Below are 20,887 nucleotides of genomic sequence, written 5' to 3'. Positions count from 1 at the left end.
GCGCAGAGAAGTGTTTTTTTTTCCGGCAACGCGTCGGTCCGGCCGTCTTGGTCGGCACCGGCCGGATCGGGCTTTGGCACAACAAGCGGGACGGCGGTCGGCCTTGCCCGCGCCTGTCTCAGTCGCCAACGGCGACGCCCTCGCGGCGCGGGTCGGCGCCGCCCGCCAGCGTGCCGTCCTCGTTGAAGGTGATGCCGTGTAGGCCCGAATTCAGCGCGCCGATTTCGACCGTGTAGCCGAGTGCCTCCAGCGGGGCGGCAAAGTCTTCGGCCGCCGTGCCGGCCTCGAGCTGGAACGTGCCGAACCGGTTGGTCAGATGCGGCAGCGCCACCGCCTCTTGCATGTCCATTTCCCAGTCGATCAGCGCGATCAGCGTCTTGGTGACATAGGGAATGATGTTGCTGCCGCCGGGCGAGCCGAGCGCGTAGAGCGGCTTGCCGTCGTGCAGCACGATGGTCGGCGACATCGACGAGCGCGGCCGCTTGCCGCCCTGCGGGCGGTTGGCCACCGCCGCGCCGTCGCGCTGCGGGACGAAGGAAAAATCGGTAAGCTGGTTGTTGAGCAGGAACCCCTCCACCATCAGCCGCGCGCCGAAGGCGTTTTCGATCGAGCTGGTCATCGAGGCGATATTGCCGTCGTCGTCGACGATGACGAAATGCGATGTCGATTGCCTTTCCAGCGTTATGCCGTCGCGGCGCAGCGCCGCCTTTTTCCAGGGCGGCTCACCGGGCGCGACATCGGAAGCGGGCAGGGCGGTCGGCCGCCGCAAAAGCGCCGCGCGCGCGGCGAGATAGGCCCGGTCGAGCAGACCTTCTGGCATGCGGGTGAAGTCGCTGTCGGCGACATAGCGGCCGCGATCGGCGAAGGCGAGCCGGGTGGCGTCGCCGATCAGGCGCCAGCTTTCGGGCGCCTCGGGCCCGAGCGCGGGCAGGTTGAACCCTTCCAGCAGGCCGAGAATCTGGCCGACGGCGAGCGCGCCCGAGGACGGCGGGCCCATGCCGCATACGTCGTGGCCGCGATAGGAGATACACACGGGCGCCCGCTCCCTGGCCTGGTAGGCGGCGAGGTCGGCGCGCGACAGCGCGCCCGGATTGTCGTCATGGCCGGTTACCGCCGCCACGATCGCCGCCGCGATCGCGCCCTCGTAAAAGGCGTCGGCGCCCTCGCGCCCGATCCGGCGCAGCGTGCGCGCATAGGCGGGATTGGCCAGCCTGTCGCCTTCCTTCAGCGGCGTGCCGTCGTCGTGGAAGAAATAGGCACGGGTCGACGCCTGTCCGGCGAGCCGGTCGGCGTCGTCGGCGATCAGCGCCGCAAGCCGCGGCGAGACGGCAAAGCCCTGTTCGGCGAGCGCCGCGGCCGGTTCGAACAGCCCGGCCCAGTCCTTGCGGCCGTAGCGGCCATGCACCGTCTCCATCAGCCGCACCACGCCCGGCACGCCGACCGAGCGGCCGCCGACCACGGCCTCGAAAAAACCCATCGGCGCGCCGTCCGGCTTCACGAACAGCGTCTCGGTCGCCGCTTCGGGCGCCGTCTCGCGCCCGTCGAACGTCGTCACCGTGCCGCTTGCCGCGTCGTACCAGACCAGGAAGGCGCCGCCGCCGATGCCCGAGGATTGCGGCTCGACCAGGCCGAGCACGGTCTGCACCGCGACCAGCGCGTCGGCGGCCGTTCCGCCCGCGCGCAGCACCGCCAGTCCGGCCTCGGCCGCCAGCGGATTGGCCGCCGCCACCATGCGCCGGCTGGCCGCCGCCGCTGCGCGCGCCTTGGTGCCGCTGGCGATTTCCGGGGCGACCGTGTCGGCCGCCTGCTGGGCGATGGCCGCGCCGGGCGCGGCGGCCATGGCTAGGGCGAGAACATAGCCGGCGAGGCGGGTTTTCATCTATGCGCTCCTGGTCTCGGCGGTTGCCGCCGCCGTCTCCACCGGCCCGAAAATCTCGACAAAGGCCGCCTTCAGCGCCACGTCGAGATCGGCCATCGTCACCGGCAGGCCGAGATCGACCAGGCTGGTGACGCCGTGGCCGGCGATCCCGCACGGCACGATGCCGGAAAAATGCGACAGGTCCGGTTCCACATTGATGGCGATGCCGTGAAAGCTGACCCATTTGCGCAGCCGGATGCCGATCGCGGCGATCTTGTCCTCGGCCGGCGACCCGTCGGCCAGCGGCGGCTTGTCGGGGCGGGCCACCCACACCCCGACCCGGTCTTCGCGGCGTTCTCCGCGCACGTTGAAGCGCGTGAGCGTGCGGATGATCCAGTCCTCCAGCGCGCCGACGAACACGCGCACGTCCGGCCGCCGCCGCTTCAGGTCGAGCATCACATAGGCGACCCGCTGGCCGGGGCCGTGATAGGTGTATTCGCCGCCCCGGCCGGCGTCGAAAACCGGAAACCGCCCCGGCTCGAGCAGGTCTTCGCGCCGGGCGCTGGTGCCGGCGGTATAAAGGGGGGCGTGTTCGACCAGCCACACCAGCTCGCTTTCCCGGCCGTCGCGAATCGCCGCCGCGCGGTCTTCCATGAAGGCGAGCGCGTCGGGATAGGAGACCGGGCCGGGCGCGATCTCCCAGGCGACCGGCCCCGCGCCGGGCAGGGCCAGAAAGGTGGTGTCGAGGCTTTGGCGTTCGGCCATGACGGGATCCTTGCCGCGAAAAACCATGCCCGCCGGGCGCTGCCGACCGGCTCCGGCGCAGGGGCGTTGGGAAACGACTCTAAAGCGCGCGCGGCGAATCCGAAAGATCGCCGCGCGTTTTCCCGTGCCGCACGCGGGCGCGGCGCAGCCGGCGCCCGGCCGTGCTCGCGCCCGGCCGCCGAAGCCCGCAAAATGCCGTCTCACGGCACTTGTTTCCCGACAGGCGATTTGCTACACGCGCCGAGCCGGTCGAAACCGGCTTCTACCACGTGCGGTCGTGGCGGAATTGGTAGACGCGCAGCGTTGAGGTCGCTGTGGGGCAACCCGTGGAAGTTCGAGTCTTCTCGACCGCACCATCCGACCCGGGGAGTTTTCCCGGGCGACAAAGAGACTTTTCAAAAAGAGTGCAGGCGTCCGGAGCGACAGGCTCTTTGCGACAGGTGTTGGATCGCGCTTGCTTTTTCAATGGCGTTCGCTTTCCATTGGCGGCGAATACCATCGGAATGGCAGCACCACATGACGGACGGTCTGAATCTCTGGTTGATCTTGGGGGGTGCGTTCATCGCCGTCGCCAGTCCCGGTCCAGGCACCCTGGCAATTGCCGGTGCGTCGATGCGTGCGGGGCGGCGGAGCGGTCTGGCGCTTGCGTCGGGCATGACGACGGGCTCGTTCGTCCTGGGAACTTCAGCTGCCCTCGGACTGGGGACCCTGTTGGCAGCCAATCAGGTGTTTTTTGAGATATTCCGATACGTTGGTTCGGGCTATCTGCTCTATCTGGCCTATCGGTCCCTCAGGGCGTTCCTTTCCGCGGGACCAAGCGAATATCGAGGCAGAACATCGACCTCCTTGCGCTCCGCTTATCTTACTGGTTTGGCGGTCCACCTCACCAATCCGAAGGCCATCCTGTTCTTCGGTGCACTTTACGCGATAGGAGTTCCGGCAGACGTCACGGCACCGGGGCTGGCGATCGTGGTCGTTGCGGTCAGCTTGCAGACCATGCTCATTCTCCACGCTTACGCGCTGTTGCTTTCCATGCCGAAGGTGATGAATACATATCTCAGAGCAAGGAAGTGGTTCGAAGGCTTGTTCGCTTTGACCTTCGGGGCCGCCGGTCTGCGGATTTTTCTTTCGAGGTTGAATTAGCGGCGTCCGGAAGACGATCCTAGCAGGTCGAATATGCCTACGCTCCTCTGTCGGCTCTGTCCGCCCGGCAACGGTTCCACGAAAGCCTTGGCGGTGTGTCGCGTGGGCCACGCGAGGGGGGCGGCCTATCGTGCCGGTCTCTCCCCTCAGGCGAGCACGATGCGGCACAGGGCAACATGCGCCGCGTGCCGGATTTTCCAAGGGTTTGCGAGAGAGGCGAGGGCCGGTTCCAGCTCTTGCTTGAATTTCCCTCTTGCACGGGGGCGTAAGCCTGCTTGCCAAGGTGGATTCGTGTCACGAAACACGACTTGCCTTTTGGCGTGAATGACCTTGCTCTCCGGCAGGTCTTCTTGAAGCAGCCTATAGGATCGGAGCGCGATCCGCCGCACCCGGCCGGATCACGCGCGCGGCCACGGTGACGCCTTCGGCCTTCATGCAGGCCTGGATGATCTGGAACAGATTGGCGGCGGTCGGGCTTCCGCTGGGACCGAGCGTGCGCATCAGGTTCTTGTCGGCCTTGCCGGTGCGGCGGGCCAGTTCGGGAAAGCCGATGGTCGCGTTGACGTACTGGCGGAGCAAAAGCCGCCCCTCGTCCAAATCGCCCGCCAGCAAGGCGTTGATGGCATCTTCGAGCATTTCGGTTGCCATGTCGGGATTGCGTTCCACCATGGCCCTCATACTGTCTTTGTAGAGTGTTGTTGGCATTTTCACTTTTCCTTCAACGGTTGCGCTCCACCTGACACATGCGCCAAAGCCGCTTGGCTTTGGCAATGTCGTCGCTTTGGCGTTTTTTTGTGCCGCCGTGGAGCAGGATCACAAGGCGGTGGCCTTCCCGGCCGAGATAAACCCGGTATCCGGGGCCGTAAATCAGCCTGATCTCGTGAACACCTTCGCCCACGGATCTGAGGCTTCCGGTGTTGCCTTCTTCAAGGCGTGCCAGAGCGATGTTGACCCGACGCCGTGCTTCCCGATCGATGGCCTCGAGCCATCTGATGAATGGCTGTCTTCCGTCCGGCGTCGTGTAGACTTCGATCTCGAGCAGCAGAGATATGGTATCAAATTTGATACCATATACAATAGTTTTTTCCTTTCTCCGCTTTCTTTCGATCCGCGTTGGCGGACCTGACGCAAGAGCCGGGCCGTGTGGCAGCGTCTGGCAATGCGCGGGGCGCGCGCGCGGAGCCCGCTCTGCAAAGATGCGCTCCGCGCGTGCCGTGCTGCCGGCGAACCGGCATTGAAGACCGCTCGACGACCGCGGTCCCGTGTTGCACCTGTCAGCTGCACCATCCGGATTTCGGCACACTCCCCAACTTTCCGGCCATCGGGCCCGCCGGCTTTGCGATTCGCCTTGCCCTCTGCCGGGCCGGCGGTCGAAAATGGATCGAGGATCAGGGGCCGGGGAGGAACGCATGCGGTTGGCATGGCGCGGGGGACTGCTTCACGCTGTTCTTGTTTTTGCGCTGGCGGGCTGCGCGAGCCTGCCGGACTTCGCCGACGACGACTACGTCAAGGTCGAATCGCTGTTCTACACGGTCGAGCAGGAACTGTGCGAGGCGCTGGTTCTGATCAAGGCGGAACCCCGCCTGGCCGAGCGGCTGCGCGAGGCCGGCATCACCGTCGGTCGGCAATACGCCAAGGCGACCGCCGGGTTGAAACTGGTCCGGATCGTCGATGGCGGCGGCAACGCCAATTTCGTCATTCCCGTCACCAACGGCACCGCCGCTCTCGGCCTCGGGGCGAGCCGGCGTCACGTCAACTCCGTCGACACCACGGTCTCGGTCTATTACCCGTTCACCGAACTGGCCTGTTCGGGCGAGATCGCCAACCCGCCCGAACGTATCGCCGGCGGGCTCGGCCTGAAGGAGTGGATCCTGCAGACCACGGTGGCGCTGATCAATGTGCGCGAGACCCCGGCCGCCTATTCCTACGACGTCGCCTTCCAGGTCACCCAGGACGGCCGCGCACGGCCGAGCATCGCCGTCGCCACGCCGGGCCTGAGCCTGCTCGGCGCCGATATTTCGTTCGGGGCCGCCAGGCAGGTCACCCACACGCTGAGCGTGACGATCCGCGACGTCGCGCTCGACGCGGCGGCGGGCAAGGGCGGGGCCGGCGTGCCCGACGTGGTGCGCGACGCGCTCGACCGCGAGGAGAGCCTGACCATCCTGCGGCGCATCCGCGACTGACCGCGCGCGGCGCGCCGCCCGCCTGGAGCGCCCTTTGCTCGCGCCGCCTGTCGCGCATCCGGCCGACCGCGTGGCGCGCCGAGATTGCCGCGTCGGTGACGAAAATCCGTATGGCCCCGCTTCCATTTGGCGCGCAACGGCTCTAGGTCGGGGGCGGGGAGAACGTCGTTCGCGCGGGGGGCACATGTTGCTTCGTGTCGCGGCACATACGCGTCCCCGTGCGAGATCCGGATAAGGCAGACATCACGAAACACGATTGCGGAGTTGGTCGGTGGTCGGTCCTCAAAACGAAAGCGTCGGCGAAACCCCGCAGGAACCGGTCGAGATCGGTCTCTACAGCGATGACGGTTTCATCCGGCCCTCCTTCCTGACCCATATCGGCGCGGCGATCGCCGATCGCGACGTCCTGACGCTGAAACGGGATGTGGCGGGGCTTCACCAGTCCGAGCTCGGCGACCTGATCGAGGCGCTGTTGCCGGACCAGCGCCGGGCGCTGGTCGACCTGCTGGGCGAGGATTTCGATTTTTCCGCGCTGACGGAGGTCGACGACGCCATCCGCATGGAGATCGTCGACGATCTGCCCAACGAGCAGATCGCCCTGGCGATGCAGGAGCTCGATTCCGACGACGCGGTCTATATTCTCGAGGATCTCGACGCGCAGGACCAGGACGAGATCCTGGCCAAGCTGCCGTTCACCGAGCGTATCCGGCTGCGCCGCTCGCTCGACTATCCCGAAGAGACCGCCGGCCGGCGCATGCAGACGGAGTTCGTCGCCGCGCCGCCGTTCTGGACCGTGGGCCAGACCATCGACTACATGCGCGACGACCAGAACCTGCCGGACGAGTTTTCGCAGATCTTCGTCGTCGATCCGACCTTCAAGCTGCTCGGCGCCGTCCATCTCGACCAGATCCTGCGCACCAAGCGCGCGGTCAAGATCGAGGACATCATGCACGAGACGCGCCACGCCATCCCGGCCACGATGGACCAGGAAGAGGCGGCGCGCGAATTCGAGCAATACGACCTTCTCTCCGCCGCCGTCGTCGACGAGAACGAGCGCCTGGTCGGGGTTCTGACCATCGACGATGTCGTCGACGTCATCCAGCAGGAGGCCGAGGAAGACCTGTTGCGCATGGGCGGCGTCGGCGACGAGGAACTCTCCGACACGGTGGTGGCGACCTCGCGTTCGCGCGCACCCTGGCTGCTGGTCAATCTGGCCACCGCCATCCTGGCCTCGCTGGTGATCGGCCTGTTCGACGCCACGATCTCCGAGATGGTGGCGCTCGCCATCCTGATGCCGATCGTCGCCTCGATGGGCGGCAACGCCGCCACCCAGACGATGACGGTGACGGTGCGCGCGCTCGCCACCAAGGATCTCGATATCTACAATGCCGCGCGCATCGTGCGCCGCGAGACCCTGGTCGGCATCATCAACGGCGCGCTGTTTGCCGTCGTCATGGGCGTGGTCGCCGCCTTGTGGTTCGGCAGCACCGGCCTCGGCGGGGTGATCGCGGTGGCGATGGTGGTCAACATGCTGGCCGCCGCCCTGGCCGGCATCCTGATCCCGTTGCTGCTCGACAAGCTCGGCGCCGACCCGGCGATCGCCTCGTCCGTCTTCGTCACCACCGTCACCGACGTCGTCGGCTTCTTCGCCTTTCTCGGCCTGGCGACGCTGTGGTTCGGCTTCGGCTAGGCCGCCCCGCTGCCGCGCCCGGACCTAGCGCGTGTCGGCCAGGCTGAGCTCGGCGAACTGCTCGGCATTGGGGCAGAAGCCGCCGGCCTCGGCGCGTGCGGTGACCCGCTTGAGCGTGCTGGCGCAGCGCCTCTTGGCGCCGCAATTCGAACAGGCGAGCTCGATGTCGCGCATCAGCTCCGGGCTGTCATGCGCCAAAAGCTCCGGGTCGAGCCCGTAGGCCGCCATCATGCGCTGCATCAACGCGTCGGAGCCGGTACCCTTGGCCACCACCTGTTTGAGCTCGCGCGTCGACAGCCCGCATTCGCCGGCCGTGCGCGCCAGCGCCTCGGGATGGCGCGCGGCGAGGTCGCGCAGCTCCGCCATCGCCAGCCGCCTTTGACGCCATCCGTAAAAGGCTGTCGACAGGGTTTGAAATACCGCTTGCCTGGTCATCGCATCGTCCTCCATGGCCGCATGCTAGCCCGCGCCGCGGCAAGAACGTTGATGCAGGTCAAACAAAACGCCGATCGCCGCGGCGCCGGCCTGCGCCCGCAAGCGCCTCGCCGCCCGGGCCGGAAGGGCGAATAATTGACTTTTACGTAAACGCCGTGTCACATCCTGATCCAAGGAATCGACGGCGGGACCACGGGATGCGCGACTATTATACGATCACGGAACTGACTCGTGAGTTCGGAATTTCGACGCGGACCTTGCGTTTCTACGAGGACGAGGGGCTGATCCATCCGCTGCGCCGCGGCCGCACCCGGCTGTTTCGTCCCTCCGACCGGGTTCTGGTGCGCCAAATCATGCGCGGCAAGCGGCTCGGCTTCTCGATCAGCGAAATCCGCCAGATCATCCAGATGTACAAGGAGCCGCCGGGCGAGGTCGGCCAGTTGAAGATGATGCTGACGCGGATCGAGGAAAAGCGCGGCGATCTGCGCCAGAAGCGCAGGGACCTGGAGGAGACGCTGGCCGAACTCGATCAGGCCGAGGAATCCTGCCTGGAACGGCTCGCCGAGCTCGGCGTGACGACCTGACGCGACCCTTTTGCGCCCGCCCGTCAGATCCAGCGCCGGACCTTTTTGGCGTAATCGCGATATTTCTTGCCGAAACGCGCGGTAAGGTGGCGTTCCTCCCGCTCGATCGCAAGTTTCTGCGTCGCGAAGGCGGCGACCACGGCCAGCACCAGGAACCACACGATCCCCGTCATCAGCCCGATGCCGATCATCAGCAGCGTGTTGGCGAGATAGATCGGGTTGCGCGTGAAGGCGAACGGTCCGCCGGTGACGAGATGGTCGCTGCCGCGATGCGGCATGATCGTCGTCTTGGCCCGCGCCAGAGTGCGCATCGCCGACACGTCGATCAACACCACCCCGATCAGCGTGACCGCGCCGACGGCGAACAATATGTCGGACAGCGGCGGCCCGATCCACGGCAGCGGCACCAGCCAGGCCAGCACCAGGCTGGCGCCGATCGCCGCCAGATAGAGGACGGGCGGCCAGGGAAAGCGGTTCGGTCTCGTGTCCAGTTCGCTCATCGCACATCACTCCCGCCTGAATTGGATTGCGTCTCGGCCGTACAGCTTTCCGCCATCGCCGCCATCGCCTGTTCCATGGCGGCGTCGGCCCGCCCGGCCAACAACGGGTCGAGCATCCCGTTTTCCTCGACCGCGTCCAGCATGCACAGGCAATAGGCCGTGCAAAACGCCGCGTCGCGCTCTTGCGTGCAGCGGACCTCGCAGGCTTGTTGAAACCGCATCTCGGCGGTCTGGCTCGCGGCCGGAAAGAACTGCGAGAACAGGAACACGCAGGCGATCAGCACCGGCTGGTGCAGCAGGTAGACGGACAGGCTGTAGCGCCCGGCAAGCGAAAGCACGCCGCTCCAGCGCGGCATCGCGATGGCGGCGAGGCCGGCCAGCGCGCCGGTTCGCAGGCCGAGCTGGGCCAGTGCCATGCCGGCCAGGCCGGCGCCGAACCAGGGAAAGACCGGCACGTAGTCGTTGGAGCGCGGCAGGGTCTCCGACAGGCCCGTCCACCACCAGGCCGGATGATCGAGCAGCGGCGTCGTGAGCACGCTCGGCGCGGCGATCACCAGCGCGGCCGCGACCGCGGTCACGAACCATGGCACGCGCAGAAAGGCGAGGCCGAGCACGCTGGCGACGGCGATCTGATGCAGGATACCGAAAAAGATGAAGCTCTCCGGCATGGCCAGATAGGTCGCGACGCTGATCGCGGCGGCGGCGGCGCCGACCTTGGCCAGCCGGCGCGCGAAGGACGGCCAGCGGATGCCGCGGCTGTGGGCCAGAACCAGGCTGAAGCCGGCCAGGGCCAGGAAGGACGAGGCGATCGACCGGGCAAAGAGCTTCCACCCGCCCACCGCCGTCATGCCGGGCTCGGCATAGCCGAAAAATTCCAGATCCCAGGCGAAATGATAGATCGCCATCGCCACCAGCGCCGCGCCGCGCAAAACGTCGATCAGGGCGATGCGGGCAATCGTGGGGGGCTGCGTCATCGAGCGTGCTGCCACGGACAGGCGGCGGCGGCCCCGGCAAAAACCGCATGGCGGTTTTTCGGCCGGCGCCGGTGGGCTGGATTGACATCAAACGGGCTGTGCTGGACTTTGTTGCGGTGTCGCGTCGGGCAAGGGGGGCAATCGTCATGCAAGCAGGCTCGCCGTCGAGCGGACGGATCGTCCGGCCGCCCTACGAACTCAACTGGCTCAACATCGTCAGCATCGGGGTCTTCCATCTCGTCGCCCTGCTCGCCTTCGTTCCCTATTTCTTCGACTGGCGCTCGGTCGTCGTGTGCATGGCGGGCACGGTCGTCTTCGGCACGCTCGGCATCCAACTCTTCTATCATCGCTGCCTGACTCACAAGGGCTTCCAGTGCCCGAAATGGCTGGAACGCTGCCTCGCCGTGCTGGCGGTATGCTCGTTTCAGGACACGCCCGCCCACTGGGTCGCCGTGCATCGCAAGCATCACGAACACGCCGACGACGCGCCCGACCCGCATTCGCCGATCCGCAGTTTCCTGTGGGCCCATATCGGCTGGCTGCTGGTCAAGGCGCCGGACATGTCGCGCTACGAGATCTATGCGCGCTATGCCAAGGACGTGCTGCGCGATCCGTTCTACCGCCGGCTGGAAAGCCAAAAATACTATCTCGGCATCATCGGCGCGCAGATGGTCGTGTTCCTGGCGGCGGGGTTTGCGATCGAGTTTTTTGCCGGCGGCACCGTTTCGCAGGCGCTGCGCTTCGCGCTCAGCCTGCTGGTGTGGGGCGTGTTCGTGCGCACGGTGCTTTACTGGCACAATTCCTGGGCGATCAACTCGGTCACCCATCTGTGGGGCTACCGCAACTACGAGACCGGCGAGCACAGCCGCAACAACATCCTGTTCGGCCTGATCGCGCTCGGCGAGGGCTGGCACAACAACCATCACGCCGATCCGCGCTCGGCCCGCCACGGCCATCGCTGGTGGGAGATCGACGGCACCTATCTGATCATCCGCCTGCTCGGCGCGCTCGGCCTGGCCTGGCGCATCACCGAGCCCAATATCAGTCCGAACCCGACCATGACGCCGCGCCCCGTGCGCGCGGCGCGCGAGGGCTGAGCCGTGACCGAGCCTGTCGAAGCCGCCACTATCCAAGCCAACGGCGCGTCGATCCCGGCGATCGGGCTCGGCACCTGGACGCTGCGGGGCCGGGCCTGCGCCGATCTGGTCGCCGAGGCCCTGGCGCTCGGCTACCGCCATGTCGACACCGCGGCCATGTATGAGAACGAGGCCGAGGTGGGGGCGGGGCTGCGCGCCGCCGGCCTGCCGCGCGGCGACGTGTTCGTGACCACCAAGGTCTGGTACACCGACATCGCGCCCGGCGCGCTGGAGCGCTCGGCCGAGGCGAGCCTGCGCCGGCTCGGCCTCGATCATGTCGATCTGCTGCTGATCCACTGGCCCAACCCGGCCGTGCCCGTCGAGCACAGCATGCGCGCGCTGGGGGCGGTGCGCGAGGCCGGCATGGCGCGCCATATCGGCGTGTCGAACTTTCCCACCGGCCTGCTGCGCCGGGCGCTGGCGGCCAGCGCCCATCCGCTTGTCGCCAACCAGGTCGAACACCATCCCCGCCTGGCGCAAGACAAGCTTCTGGCGGCGTGCCGGGCCGCGGGCATGGCGATGGTGTCCTATTGTCCGCTCCATCGCGGCGGCGCGCTGCTGGACGAACCGGCCATCCGCCAGGCCGCCCGGCGCCACGGCCGCAGCCCGGCCCAGATCGTGCTGCGCTGGCATGTCCAGCAGCCCGGCGTGGCCGCGATCCCGCGCACCACGCGCCGGGACAGGCTGGCGGAAAACCTGGCCGTGTTCGATTTCGCCCTGTCGGATGCGGAGATGGCGGCGATCTCGGCGCTGGGACGGGCGGGCGACCGCCTGTGCGACTACGCCTTTTCGCCGCAATGGGACGAGGCCTGAGGCCGGGCCTGGGGCGGAAGCAATGGTTAACGGCGCGTTAACCGAATCGGGCGGATGATTTTTCACGGGAGGAAACCTTGGAGAACCGCGATGTTCTTTGCAGGAAAACCTCTGCTGGCCGCCGCCGCGCTGTGTACCGCCGGCACCGCGCTCGCCCATGACGCGCTGCCGAGCGCGGCCCAGCCGCAAGGCTGGAAATATCCCTTCGCCTGCTGCTCGGGCTTCGACTGCCGCATGGTGCCGACCAAGGCCGTGAGCGAGCGCCCGGAAGGCTATGTGATCGCCACCACCGGCGAGGTGGTGGGATATGGCGACACAAGGGTGCGCAATTCGCCGGACGGCGATTTCCACTGGTGCTCGGTCGCCGGCAGGAATGACGGCCGCACGATCTGCCTGTTCGTACCGCCGCGGGCGTTTTGACCGGCCGGTCACGGAAGGTAACCGCTTCTTGAACGCAAGTGCGCGGCCCGCGCCGCGCGCGGGCTTGAAGCGCGGCCCGGCCGTGCCCATGTGATCGCGACCGGCACGATGTGGCGCGCGCCGGACCGGCGGCGGCCCGAGCACGGGCCCCGGCGGCGGACGGAACAGGGGACGGGTGAAGCCAGGGCCCGCGGGCCCGCAGCAAGGAGTGCCTGTCGTGACCCATGCGCAGATTGCGTCGAGACGAAACCGCAGCGCCTATCCGAGAAGCCCGGCCCGGCCGGTGCGGCCGGGCGAGGCCGCGTTCGGCGGCATCCTTGCGGCCATCGCCCTGGTGCTGGTGCTGGTCTAGCGCCCGGGGCCGCCGGCGGGCCGGTTCGCTCATGCCCCGCCGTCGACCCGCCGCATCAGCGCCATGGCGCCGAACGGCGCGCGCAGCTTTCCCTCGGTGATGAAATAGACGAACACGTCGCGCGGTTTCTTCTCCGGCGCGAAGGCCGGGTCGGCGCGCGGCAAATCGTCGGGCACGCCGCCGGCGGCCCAGATCTTGGCGCGCGCGGCCCAGCCGTCGAGCGCGGTCTCGGGATAGCAGTGCGCATTGTCGTCGGCGCCGGTCTGCAGCCTTGCATAGACGAAATCGCCGGTGACGTCGGCGATCGCCGGATATTTGGCGTGGTCGGCGAAAACGATCGCCACCTTGTGGCGGTGCGCCAGCGCGACCAGCTCCGGCACAACAAAACTCGGATGGCGCAGCTCGATCGCGTGGCGCAGCGCGACCCCGTCATGGGTTGCCGGCAGCAGGGCCAGAAACGCGGCGAAATCCTCCGGGTCGAATTTCTTGGTCGGCGCGAACTGCCACAAAAGCGGCCCGAGTTTTGGGCCGAGCGCGGCGACGCCGGAGCCCAAAAACCGCGCCAGCGACTCGCCCGCCTCGGCCAGCACCCGGCGATTGGTGATGAAGCGGTTGCCCTTCAGCGACAGGACGAAATCGTCGGGCGTCTCGGCCGCCCATTTCATGAAGGTCGGCTCCTTGAAGCTCGAATAATAGGTGCCGTTGACCTCGATCGTCGGCACCTGGCGCGCGGCGTATTCGAGCTGGCGCTTCTTGGCGAGTTTTTCGGGATAGAACGTGCCCTCCCAGGGCGCGTAGGTCCAGCCGCCCATGCCGGCGCGGATTGTTCCCATGGCCGAACTCATGGCGCGGGGCTCCGGTTTTGTTGTCCGGCCCCGCGCGCCGGCGGGCGCATCCGCGCGCTTGGCTTTCCGCGCCGGGAGGCGCGATACCGGTTCAAGCCCGGGGCGGGCCGGCCGGCCGGCCTTGCGCTCGCTGCGCGACCGGAGCCGGAGAGAAGAGGGATCACGGCGTGCATTATTCCGTTCCTGAGAGTTTTGCCCGGCGAAGATGCGGGCTTTGCCGGCGCCTGTCCATCCGAAAGCGGCGGTCTGCTGACAGGGGCAGGCGGGAATAGGGAATAGGGGTGCCGGGTCCCGGCTGTGGTGGCGCCGCCGTGGCTGCCGCCGTTTTGCGGGGCGCGGCAAGGCGAAGGCGCGCGAAGGCGGGCGCGGCGAAGGGGTTTTCGCCGCGCGAAGCGCTGCCGGGGGGGGGCGGGAGACCGGTCACGACGTGTCGGGCGCCTCCAGCGCCCAGAAGGCGAGGCCGTGGACGTCGGTCAAAATTGTCTGGATTTCGTGCGAGGGCCGGCGGCGCTCGGCCCGGCTCTGGCCGGGCGGCCGCCCGGTGCGCAACGGCCAGACGCGGCGGTTGCGGTGTCGTGGGGCGCGTTGAGGATCCCCAGCCCGGCGCGCCGGGCTCGGCTGCGTCTCGGGGCCGCGCCGATCCTGCCCGAAAACCGGCGGGCAAGCCGCGGGAGCGGCCGTGGGCGCGCTGTCGCCGCGCGCGTCGCGGGCCTCGCGGGTCGCGCGCCAGCGGGCGAAGCGGCGGGCCTGGGCCGGGATGTCGTCAAGGGCTGCGGCAAGGGCTTCCAGCCGCAGGCGAAGCCGGGTGGCGTCGATCGGGTCGTGGCGCGACGGCGGCCGGCGTTCGGCAAGCGCAAACGGCGCCGCCGCGCCCGGCACCCAGATGCGCGGCACGAGGCTTTGCGTCGGCCGCGCCGGGCGCGGCAGCCGTCGCGGCGGGTCGAGCAGCCGGAAGGCGGGGCGGCGGGGCAAGCCGGCGCCGCACGCAGCGCAGGCCTTGCCCGGCGTCGTGTCCCGGCCGGCGGCGGAGGCTGCGCGGCCGTCTTCGGCGCCGGTGTGGACAGGAGGGTGGGGCGGCAGGGACGCGAGGCGCGAGGGCTGGCGGCACCCGCGCCGTATCCACACACCGGTGCCGCCGGGGCGGCGCAGGATGGTTGGCGCCGGCTTCGGCCGGCGCGGGCGCGGCGCCGGCGGCGGCACGACCAGGCCGCGCGCGGCGACGATGATAAGCCGCCGCACGGCCGCTTCGGCCGGGCGCAGCACGCGCAGCACCGCGCGGTGGCGATGGCGGGGCAGGGTGAGGCCGGCTTTTCTTTCCCTTTGTTGGGGCGATGGCCGGCAGGCCAGAGCGCGGGGTGGCTGTCGCCGAGCCCGGCCATGGCCACAAGTGCTGAAAGCACCCGCCGCAGCGCGTCGCGATGTTTGTCGATCGCAGCCTGCCAGTCCATCGCCGCCTCCGTTTTCGGGTGGCGGGAGTGTGGGCGAGGTTGGGAGGGGGGTGGATCGATTTTTGCGCCGGCGGGGCTATTTCCCGAAACCGATCCCCCCTCTTGCAAAATCTGACACTTGGCTGCGCCAAGATATCGATTTTGCTTTCTCCCCCGCATGGGGGGAGACGAAGCCGGTGTCCGCGTTTGTGCGAATCGCCGAGGTCGAAGACTGGGTGCTGCGTCGCCGCCGCGCGCCCTATCTCCCCCCTTTGCGGGGGAGAAAGCGAAGTCTTGGCCCTGGCGAAGCCAGGCCTTAGCTTCGCAAGAGGGGGGAACGGCGCGGTGTTGCAGGATCAAGCGACAGCCGGCCGCGCCTCCGTCCGATCCCCCCTCTTGCAAAATCTGACACTTGGCTGCGCCAAGATATCGATTTTGCTTTCTCCCCCGCAATGGGGGGAGATGAAGCCGGTGTCTCCGCTTGTTGCAAATCGCCGAGGTCGAAGACTGGGTGCTGCGTCGCCGCCGCGCGCCCTATCTCCCCCGCAATGGGGGGAGATGAAGCCGGTGTCCGCGTTTGTGCGAATCGCCGGGGTCGAAGACTGGGTGCTGCGTCGCCGCTGCGCGCCCTATCTCCCCCCTTTGCGGGGGAGAAAGCGCAGTCTTGGTCCTGGCGCAGCCAGGCCTTAGACTGCGCAAGAGGGGGGATCGATGCAGGGGGAGCCCGTGCGTTACCAGCCGCCGGCAAGCCACCGCAGCCATGCGCGGGAAATGCGCAAGGATGCCACCAAGGCGGAAAACCTGCTTTGGCAAGCGGTGCGCCGGAGCCAGCTCGAGGGGCTGAGCTTCCGCAGGCAATATCCGCTCGACGGCTATATTCTGGATTTCGTCTGTTTCCGGCCGAAGCTGATCGTGGAGGTCGATGGCGGCCAGCACGCGGGGTCGGCCTCGGATACAAGGCGCGACGCGCATTTTCGCCAAAACGGGTTCACGGTGCTGCGGTTCTGGAACGACGACGTGGTGCGAAATATCGATGGGGTGTGCGCGCAGATCCTGGCGGCGGTGGGGAAGCGACGGTGATCGGTGGGAGCGGGCCTCCGATCCCCCCTCTTGCAAAATCTGACACTTGGCTTCGCCAAGACGTCGATTTTGCTTTCTCCCCCGCAATGGGGGGAGATGAAGCCGGTGTCCGCGTTTGTGCGAATCGCCGGGGTCGAAGACTGGATGCTGCGTCGCCGCTGCGTGCCCTATCTCCCCCCTTTGCGGGGGAGATAGCGCAGTCTTGGTCCTGGCGTAGCCAGGCCTTAGACTGCGCAAGAGGGGGGATCGATGCAGGGGAAGCCCGTGCGTTACCAGCCGCCGGCAAGCCACCGCAACCGCGCGCGGGAGATGCGCAAGGATGCCACCAAGGCGGAAAACCTGCTTTGGCAAGCGGTGCGCCGGAGCCAGCTCGAGGGGCTGAGCTTCCGCAGGCAATATCCGCTCGACGGCTATATTCTGGATTTCGTCTGTTTCCGGCCGAAGCTGATCGTCGAGGTCGATGGCGGCCAGCACGCGGGGTCGGCCTCGGATACAAGGCGCGACGCGCATTTTCGCCAAAACGGGTTCACGGTGCTGCGGTTCTGGAACGACGACGTGGTGCGAAACATCGATGGGGTGTGCGCGCAGATCCTGGCGGCAGCGGGCAAGCGGTGGTGATCGGCGGGAGCGGGCCTCCGATCCCCCCTCTGGCAAAATCTGACACTTGGCTTCGCCAAGACGTCGATTTTGCTTTCTCCCCCGCATGGGGGGAGATAGGGGGCTGCGGCCTTGGCGCCGATCGCCGGCGTTGGCGGTCGGTCACGGTATCGATGCGGGGTTTTTTCTCCCCCCGATGCGGGGGAGAAAGCGAAGTCTTGGTTCTGGCGCAGCCAGGCCTTAGACTGCGCAAGAGGGGGGAACAGCGCGGTGTTCCTGGAGCACGCGAAGACCGGCCGCGCCTCCCGTCCCCTGATAGTTTCTTGGCCCCTCTACTCCGCAGCCACCCGCTTGCGTCCCCCCGGCCGGCGTTCCAGGAGTTCCTTCAAAAACTGGCCGGTATAGCTGCGCTCCTCGGCGATGATGTCGTCCGGCGTGCCCGAGGCGACCAGTTCGCCGCCGCTACGCCGACACCGGTAACAGCTCGAAAATCTCACCGTGGCGGGCAGCGCCGGCTATGTCGCCGCGCCTCAACGCGCTGCGCACCGCGTCGAGCTTGAGCGCGTCATCGGCCGACAGATACGGGCCCCAATTGGTCGGGTCGTCGGTTTCGTAGATCAGCGTGACGCGAATCTTGGCGACATAGCCGCCTTCCTCAACGAGCCGCGTTACTTCCTCACGCCTTGCGTCGGATCGTGAACTGCTCATCCCACAGCTCCTTGTCAGGCAGATAGACCGTCACGAGAACGGCATGAACCGCATTTTCGTTTATCATACCCCAGACAGCATGGATCGGACCACCCGGCAACACGTGCCTTGCGAGGAGGGACGGTCCCATGCGGCCGCTTTCATATGTTTCGATGACAGACCACGACGCGACGCTTGCCAGAATATCCGAAAGCAGCAGGCGTCTTTCATCCAACCGCCCCTGCGCGTGATCCGAGATCCTGAACGCGCCGCTCGCGATCCGGTTGCGTATCCGATCGGCGAGATCGTCCATCCCTACTCCGCAGCCACCCGCTTGCGTCCCCCCGGCCGGCGTTCCAGGAGCTCCTTCAAAAACCGGCCGGTATAGCTGCGCTCCTCGGCGATGATGTCGTTCGGCGTGCCCGAGGCGACCAGTTCGCCGCCGCCGTCGCCGCCTTCCGGGCCGAGATCGAGGATCCAGTCGGCGGTCTTGATCACCTCCAGATTGTGCTCGATGACGACCACGGTGTTGCCCTGGTCGACCAGCTCGTGCAGCACGTCGAGCAGTTTGGCCACGTCGTGGAAATGCAGGCCGGTGGTCGGCTCGTCGAGAATGTAGAGCGTCTTGCCGGTCGCCTTGCGCGACAATTCCTTGGCGAGCTTGATGCGCTGCGCCTCGCCGCCCGACAAGGTGGTGGCCTGCTGGCCGATATGGACGTAGCCGAGGCCGACCTTGGCGAGCGTCTGCAGCTTGTCGCGCACCGCCGGCACGGCGGCGAAGAACTCCGCGCCTTCCTCGACCGTCATGTCGAGCACGTCGGCGATCGATTTTTCCTTGAACGTGACCTCGAGCGTCTCGCGATTGTAGCGCTTGCCGTGGCACACGTCGCAGGTGACGTAGACGTCGGGCAGAAAATGCATCTCGATCTTGATGACGCCGTCGCCCTGGCAGGCCTCGCAGCGCCCGCCCTTGACGTTGAAGGAGAAGCGGCCCGGCTGGTAGCCGCGCGCCTTGGCCTCGGGCAGGCCGGCGAACCAGTCGCGGATCGGGGTGAAGGCGCCGGTATAGGTGGCCGGGTTGGAGCGCGGCGTGCGGCCGATCGGCGACTGGTCGATGTCGATCACCTTGTCGAGGAATTCCAGCCCCTCGATGCGCTCGTGCTCGGCCGGATGCTCGCGCGACCCCATGATGCGGCGCGAGGCGGCCTTGTAGAGCGTCTCGATCAGAAAGGTCGACTTGCCGCCGCCCGACACGCCGGTGACGCAGGCAAACGTGCCGAGCGGGATCTCGGCGGTGACGTCCTTCAAATTGTTGCCGCGCGCGCCGACGACCTTGATGCGGCGGCCCTTCTTCAGCGGCCGCGGCGCGTCGCGCGTCGGGATCGCCAGCGCGCCCGACAAATATTGCCCGGTCAGCGAGCCGGGGTCGGCCAGAATGTCGGCCGGCGTGCCCTTTGCGACGACGCGCCCGCCATGGATGCCGGCGGCCGGGCCGATGTCGACCACGTGGTCGGCGGTCAGGATGGCGTCCTCGTCGTGCTCGACCACGATCACCGTGTTGTCGAGGTCGCGCAGATGCTTGAGCGTGTCGAGCAGGCGGGCATTGTCGCGCTGATGCAGCCCGATCGAGGGTTCGTCGAGCACGTAGAGCACGCCGGTCAGGCCCGAACCGATCTGCGAGGCGAGCCGGATGCGCTGGCTCTCGCCGCCCGACAGCGTGCCGGAATTGCGCGACAGGCTGAGATAGTCGAGCCCGACATCGTTGAGGAAGGCGAGCCGCTCGCGGATTTCCTTCAGGATGCGCCCGGCGATCTCGTTCTGCTTGTCGGTGAGCCGGGCCGGCAGCGCCTCGAACCAGGCGCCGGCCTTGCGGATCGAAAGCTGGGTGACCGCGCCGATATGCTGCCCGTCGATCTTGACCGCCAGCGCCTCCGGTTTCAGCCGGTAGCCCGAACAGGCCGGGCAGGGGCTGGAGGCCATGTAACGCTCGATCTCCTCGCGGCTCCAGGCCGACTCGGTCTCCTTCCAGCGCCGTTCCAGATTGGGGATCACGCCCTCGAAGGTTTTTGTCGTCTGGTAGGAGCGCAGCCCGTCATCGTAGGAAAAGACGATCTGGCGCTCGCCGGTGCCGTGAAGGATCGCCCGGCGCGCCGGCTCGGGCAGGTCGCGCCAGCGCTGGCCGATCTTGAAATCATAGGCCTTGCCGAGCGCCTCCAGCGTCTGGGCGTAATAGGGCGAGGTCGAGCGCGCCCAGGGCGCGACCGCGCCGTCGCGCAGGGTCAGCCCGTCATCGGGCACCACCAATTCGGGATCGATGGCGCGCTGGCTGCCGAGCCCGTCGCAGGACGGGCAGGCGCCGAACGGGTTGTTGAAGGAGAAAAGCCGCGGCTCGATCTCGGGAATGGTGAAGCCCGACACCGGGCAGGCGAATTTTTCCGAAAACAACAACCGCTCGTGGGTGTCGTTCTTCGACTTGTTGGCGGCTTCGCCCGACTGGGTTTCCGGCGGCAGCGGCCGGTCGGCGAACTCGGCCACGGCGAGCCCGTCGGCGAGCCGCAGGCAGGTCTCCAGACTGTCGGCCAGCCGCGCGGCCAAATCGTCGCGCACCACGACGCGGTCGACGACGACGTCGATATCGTGCTTGAACTTCTTGTCGAGCGCCGGCGCCTCGGCGATCTCGTGGAAGACGCCGTCGATCTTGACGCGCTGAAAGCCCTTTTTCTGCAGCTCGGCCAGTTCCTTGCGGTACTCGCCCTTGCGCCCGCGCACGATCGGCGCCAGGAGGTAGAGCCGCGTGCCTTCCTCCAGCGCCAGCACCCGGTCGACCATCTGCGACACGGTCTGGCTCTCGATCGGCAGGCCGGTGGCCGGCGAATAGGGCACGCCGACGCGCGCGAACAACAGCCGCATATAGTCGTAGATCTCGGTCACCGTGCCGACCGTGGAACGCGGATTCTTCGACGTCGTCTTCTGCTCGATCGAGATCGCCGGGCTCAAGCCGTCGATCTGGTCGACATCGGGCTTCTGCATCATCTCCAGGAACTGGCGCGCATAGGCCGACAGGCTTTCCACGTAGCGGCGCTGGCCCTCGGCGTAGATCGTGTCGAAGGCGAGCGACGATTTGCCCGAGCCCGACAGGCCGGTCATCACGGTGAGGCTGTTGCGGGGAATGTCGAGGTCGACATTTTTGAGATTGTGCTCGCGCGCGCCGCGAATGGAGATGAATTTCTGATCGGCCATGCCGCAATGCCGTTCCGTGTTGCGATGGGAAGGCGCGGACGGGAATCCGCGCCAGCCTCCAAGCTAGGTCGCCGCGCCGCCATGTCGAGGGGCTTTTCGTCAAACCGAGTTAGACTCCTTTGCCGGGCGAGGGCAAGGGTAAAGAACAAACATCGAAC

General features: G+C 67.3%; 22 protein-coding genes and 1 tRNA gene. 11 read left to right on the top strand and 12 right to left on the bottom strand.

From position 1 onward, the window contains the following. Positions 1-118: 118 nt before the first annotated feature. Both ggt and lipB read right to left on the bottom strand, forming a co-directional pair. Complete coding sequence (gene ggt, locus C7T96_RS02675) at positions 119-1,879, bottom strand: gamma-glutamyltransferase (protein ID WP_106569598.1); 1,761 nt, start codon at positions 1,877-1,879, stop codon at positions 119-121. Further along, positions 1,880-2,623, bottom strand: a complete 744-nt coding sequence (gene lipB, locus C7T96_RS02670; protein WP_106569972.1) for a lipoyl(octanoyl) transferase LipB — start codon at positions 2,621-2,623, stop codon at positions 1,880-1,882. A gap of 271 nt (positions 2,624-2,894) precedes the next feature. On the opposite strand from lipB, the gene C7T96_RS02665 reads away from it, so the two are divergent. Together C7T96_RS02665 and C7T96_RS02660 are read left to right on the top strand one after the other, a co-directional pair. Next, positions 2,895-2,979 (top strand) — tRNA-Leu (locus tag C7T96_RS02665). Positions 2,980-3,139: 160 nt separating this feature from the next. Beyond that, positions 3,140-3,766 carry a LysE family translocator gene (locus C7T96_RS02660; RefSeq protein ID WP_106569597.1) on the top strand — a complete coding sequence of 209 codons (627 nt, stop codon included), beginning with the start codon at positions 3,140-3,142 and terminating at the stop codon, positions 3,764-3,766. A gap of 360 nt (positions 3,767-4,126) precedes the next feature. On the opposite strand, the gene C7T96_RS02655 is transcribed toward C7T96_RS02660, so the two are convergent. After that, entirely contained in the window at positions 4,127-4,471 is a 345-nt protein-coding gene (locus C7T96_RS02655) for a transcriptional regulator (RefSeq protein WP_199190393.1), read from the bottom strand. Positions 4,472-4,484: 13 nt separating this feature from the next. After that, positions 4,485-5,069, bottom strand: coding sequence for a type II toxin-antitoxin system RelE/ParE family toxin (locus C7T96_RS24525; RefSeq protein ID WP_348627219.1), 585 nt, complete (start codon positions 5,067-5,069; stop codon positions 4,485-4,487). 106 nt (positions 5,070-5,175) lie between these two features. Between C7T96_RS24525 and C7T96_RS02645 the strand changes: the two genes are divergently transcribed. Both C7T96_RS02645 and mgtE read left to right on the top strand, forming a co-directional pair. Further along, positions 5,176-5,949: a hypothetical protein gene (locus tag C7T96_RS02645; protein WP_106569596.1), complete on the top strand. Its 774-nt coding sequence runs from the start codon at positions 5,176-5,178 to the stop codon at positions 5,947-5,949. A 271-nt stretch (positions 5,950-6,220) separates the two neighbouring features. Continuing rightward, entirely contained in the window at positions 6,221-7,639 is a 1,419-nt protein-coding gene (gene mgtE, locus C7T96_RS02640) for a magnesium transporter (protein ID WP_106569595.1), read from the top strand. Positions 7,640-7,663: 24 nt separating this feature from the next. Here mgtE and C7T96_RS02635 read toward each other — a convergent pair whose 3' ends face one another. Next, positions 7,664-8,074 carry a DUF6455 family protein gene (locus C7T96_RS02635; protein WP_127598315.1) on the bottom strand — a complete coding sequence of 137 codons (411 nt, stop codon included), beginning with the start codon at positions 8,072-8,074 and terminating at the stop codon, positions 7,664-7,666. A gap of 197 nt (positions 8,075-8,271) precedes the next feature. Here C7T96_RS02635 and C7T96_RS02630 point away from each other — a divergent pair, with 197 nt between their 5' ends. Then, entirely contained in the window at positions 8,272-8,658 is a 387-nt protein-coding gene (locus C7T96_RS02630) for a MerR family DNA-binding transcriptional regulator (RefSeq protein ID WP_106569593.1), read from the top strand. A gap of 23 nt (positions 8,659-8,681) precedes the next feature. On the opposite strand, the gene C7T96_RS02625 is transcribed toward C7T96_RS02630, so the two are convergent. Continuing rightward, complete coding sequence (locus C7T96_RS02625) at positions 8,682-9,158, bottom strand: isoprenylcysteine carboxylmethyltransferase family protein (protein ID WP_106569592.1); 477 nt, start codon at positions 9,156-9,158, stop codon at positions 8,682-8,684. After that, positions 9,155-10,132, bottom strand: a complete 978-nt coding sequence (locus C7T96_RS02620) for a heparan-alpha-glucosaminide N-acetyltransferase (RefSeq protein WP_106569591.1) — start codon at positions 10,130-10,132, stop codon at positions 9,155-9,157. Before C7T96_RS02620 ends, C7T96_RS02625 begins: the two co-directional genes overlap by 4 nt. 146 nt (positions 10,133-10,278) lie before the next feature. Between C7T96_RS02620 and C7T96_RS02615 the strand changes: the two genes are divergently transcribed. From C7T96_RS02615 to C7T96_RS24460, 4 genes are all read left to right on the top strand, one after another. Beyond that, positions 10,279-11,229, top strand: a complete 951-nt coding sequence (locus C7T96_RS02615; RefSeq protein ID WP_106569970.1) for a fatty acid desaturase — start codon at positions 10,279-10,281, stop codon at positions 11,227-11,229. A 3-nt stretch (positions 11,230-11,232) separates the two neighbouring features. Continuing rightward, positions 11,233-12,081, top strand: coding sequence for an aldo/keto reductase (locus C7T96_RS02610; RefSeq protein ID WP_106569590.1), 849 nt, complete (start codon positions 11,233-11,235; stop codon positions 12,079-12,081). 90 nt (positions 12,082-12,171) lie between these two features. Further along, positions 12,172-12,501, top strand: a complete 330-nt coding sequence (locus C7T96_RS02605) for a hypothetical protein (RefSeq protein WP_106569589.1) — start codon at positions 12,172-12,174, stop codon at positions 12,499-12,501. Between the two features lie 217 nt (positions 12,502-12,718). Next, positions 12,719-12,853, top strand: coding sequence for a hypothetical protein (locus C7T96_RS24460; protein WP_275068994.1), 135 nt, complete (start codon positions 12,719-12,721; stop codon positions 12,851-12,853). Between the two features lie 29 nt (positions 12,854-12,882). Here C7T96_RS24460 and C7T96_RS02600 read toward each other — a convergent pair whose 3' ends face one another. Together C7T96_RS02600 and C7T96_RS02595 are read right to left on the bottom strand one after the other, a co-directional pair. Further along, positions 12,883-13,698, bottom strand: coding sequence for a DUF72 domain-containing protein (locus C7T96_RS02600; protein ID WP_238719812.1), 816 nt, complete (start codon positions 13,696-13,698; stop codon positions 12,883-12,885). Between the two features lie 420 nt (positions 13,699-14,118). Then, the gene (locus C7T96_RS02595) at positions 14,119-14,970 is read right to left on the bottom strand and encodes a hypothetical protein (RefSeq protein ID WP_106569587.1); all 852 of its coding nucleotides are present in this window, start codon (positions 14,968-14,970) and stop codon (positions 14,119-14,121) included. Between the two features lie 866 nt (positions 14,971-15,836). On the opposite strand from C7T96_RS02595, the gene C7T96_RS02590 reads away from it, so the two are divergent. Both C7T96_RS02590 and C7T96_RS02585 read left to right on the top strand, forming a co-directional pair. Further along, a complete protein-coding gene (locus tag C7T96_RS02590; protein ID WP_106569586.1) occupies positions 15,837-16,205 on the top strand; it encodes a DUF559 domain-containing protein in 369 nt (122 codons plus the stop codon). Positions 16,206-16,454: 249 nt separating this feature from the next. Then, positions 16,455-16,823, top strand: a complete 369-nt coding sequence (locus C7T96_RS02585; protein ID WP_106569585.1) for a DUF559 domain-containing protein — start codon at positions 16,455-16,457, stop codon at positions 16,821-16,823. A 441-nt stretch (positions 16,824-17,264) separates the two neighbouring features. On the opposite strand, the gene C7T96_RS02580 is transcribed toward C7T96_RS02585, so the two are convergent. The 3 genes from C7T96_RS02580 to uvrA are packed head-to-tail and all read right to left on the bottom strand — an operon-like array spanning position 17,265 to position 20,729. After that, positions 17,265-17,510, bottom strand: a complete 246-nt coding sequence (locus C7T96_RS02580; protein WP_106569584.1) for a hypothetical protein — start codon at positions 17,508-17,510, stop codon at positions 17,265-17,267. Further along, entirely contained in the window at positions 17,479-17,802 is a 324-nt protein-coding gene (locus C7T96_RS02575; RefSeq protein ID WP_106569583.1) for a DUF4258 domain-containing protein, read from the bottom strand. Before C7T96_RS02575 ends, C7T96_RS02580 begins: the two co-directional genes overlap by 32 nt. Before the next feature lie 2 nt (positions 17,803-17,804). Continuing rightward, positions 17,805-20,729 carry an excinuclease ABC subunit UvrA gene (gene uvrA, locus C7T96_RS02570; protein ID WP_106569582.1) on the bottom strand — a complete coding sequence of 975 codons (2,925 nt, stop codon included), beginning with the start codon at positions 20,727-20,729 and terminating at the stop codon, positions 17,805-17,807. Between the last annotated feature and the right edge of the window lie 158 nt (positions 20,730-20,887).

Source organism: Nitratireductor sp. StC3 (assembly GCF_003015025.1).
Classification (GTDB): Bacteria; Pseudomonadota; Alphaproteobacteria; order Rhizobiales; family Rhizobiaceae; genus Mangrovimarina; species Mangrovimarina alexandrii.
The sequence above is the reverse complement of the archived record's forward strand: the minus strand, read 5'-3'. Positions and strand labels throughout refer to the sequence as shown.

Coding starts and splice junctions, on each gene's coding strand:
- ggt (WP_106569598.1), bottom strand. CDS start 1,879: ATGAAAACCCGCCTCGCCGGCTATGTTCTCGCCCTAGCCATGGCCGCC.
- C7T96_RS02605 (WP_106569589.1), top strand. CDS start 12,172: ATGTTCTTTGCAGGAAAACCTCTGCTGGCCGCCGCCGCGCTGTGTACC.
- C7T96_RS02635 (WP_127598315.1), bottom strand. CDS start 8,074: ATGACCAGGCAAGCGGTATTTCAAACCCTGTCGACAGCCTTTTACGGA.
- C7T96_RS02655 (WP_199190393.1), bottom strand. CDS start 4,471: ATGCCAACAACACTCTACAAAGACAGTATGAGGGCCATGGTGGAACGC.
- C7T96_RS02615 (WP_106569970.1), top strand. CDS start 10,279: ATGCAAGCAGGCTCGCCGTCGAGCGGACGGATCGTCCGGCCGCCCTAC.
- C7T96_RS02590 (WP_106569586.1), top strand. CDS start 15,837: ATGCAGGGGGAGCCCGTGCGTTACCAGCCGCCGGCAAGCCACCGCAGC.
- lipB (WP_106569972.1), bottom strand. CDS start 2,623: ATGGCCGAACGCCAAAGCCTCGACACCACCTTTCTGGCCCTGCCCGGC.
- C7T96_RS02645 (WP_106569596.1), top strand. CDS start 5,176: ATGCGGTTGGCATGGCGCGGGGGACTGCTTCACGCTGTTCTTGTTTTT.
- C7T96_RS02580 (WP_106569584.1), bottom strand. CDS start 17,510: ATGAGCAGTTCACGATCCGACGCAAGGCGTGAGGAAGTAACGCGGCTC.
- C7T96_RS02620 (WP_106569591.1), bottom strand. CDS start 10,132: ATGACGCAGCCCCCCACGATTGCCCGCATCGCCCTGATCGACGTTTTG.
- C7T96_RS02630 (WP_106569593.1), top strand. CDS start 8,272: ATGCGCGACTATTATACGATCACGGAACTGACTCGTGAGTTCGGAATT.
- C7T96_RS02585 (WP_106569585.1), top strand. CDS start 16,455: ATGCAGGGGAAGCCCGTGCGTTACCAGCCGCCGGCAAGCCACCGCAAC.
- C7T96_RS02575 (WP_106569583.1), bottom strand. CDS start 17,802: ATGGACGATCTCGCCGATCGGATACGCAACCGGATCGCGAGCGGCGCG.
- C7T96_RS02625 (WP_106569592.1), bottom strand. CDS start 9,158: ATGAGCGAACTGGACACGAGACCGAACCGCTTTCCCTGGCCGCCCGTC.
- uvrA (WP_106569582.1), bottom strand. CDS start 20,729: ATGGCCGATCAGAAATTCATCTCCATTCGCGGCGCGCGCGAGCACAAT.
- C7T96_RS02660 (WP_106569597.1), top strand. CDS start 3,140: ATGACGGACGGTCTGAATCTCTGGTTGATCTTGGGGGGTGCGTTCATC.
- C7T96_RS02600 (WP_238719812.1), bottom strand. CDS start 13,698: ATGAGTTCGGCCATGGGAACAATCCGCGCCGGCATGGGCGGCTGGACC.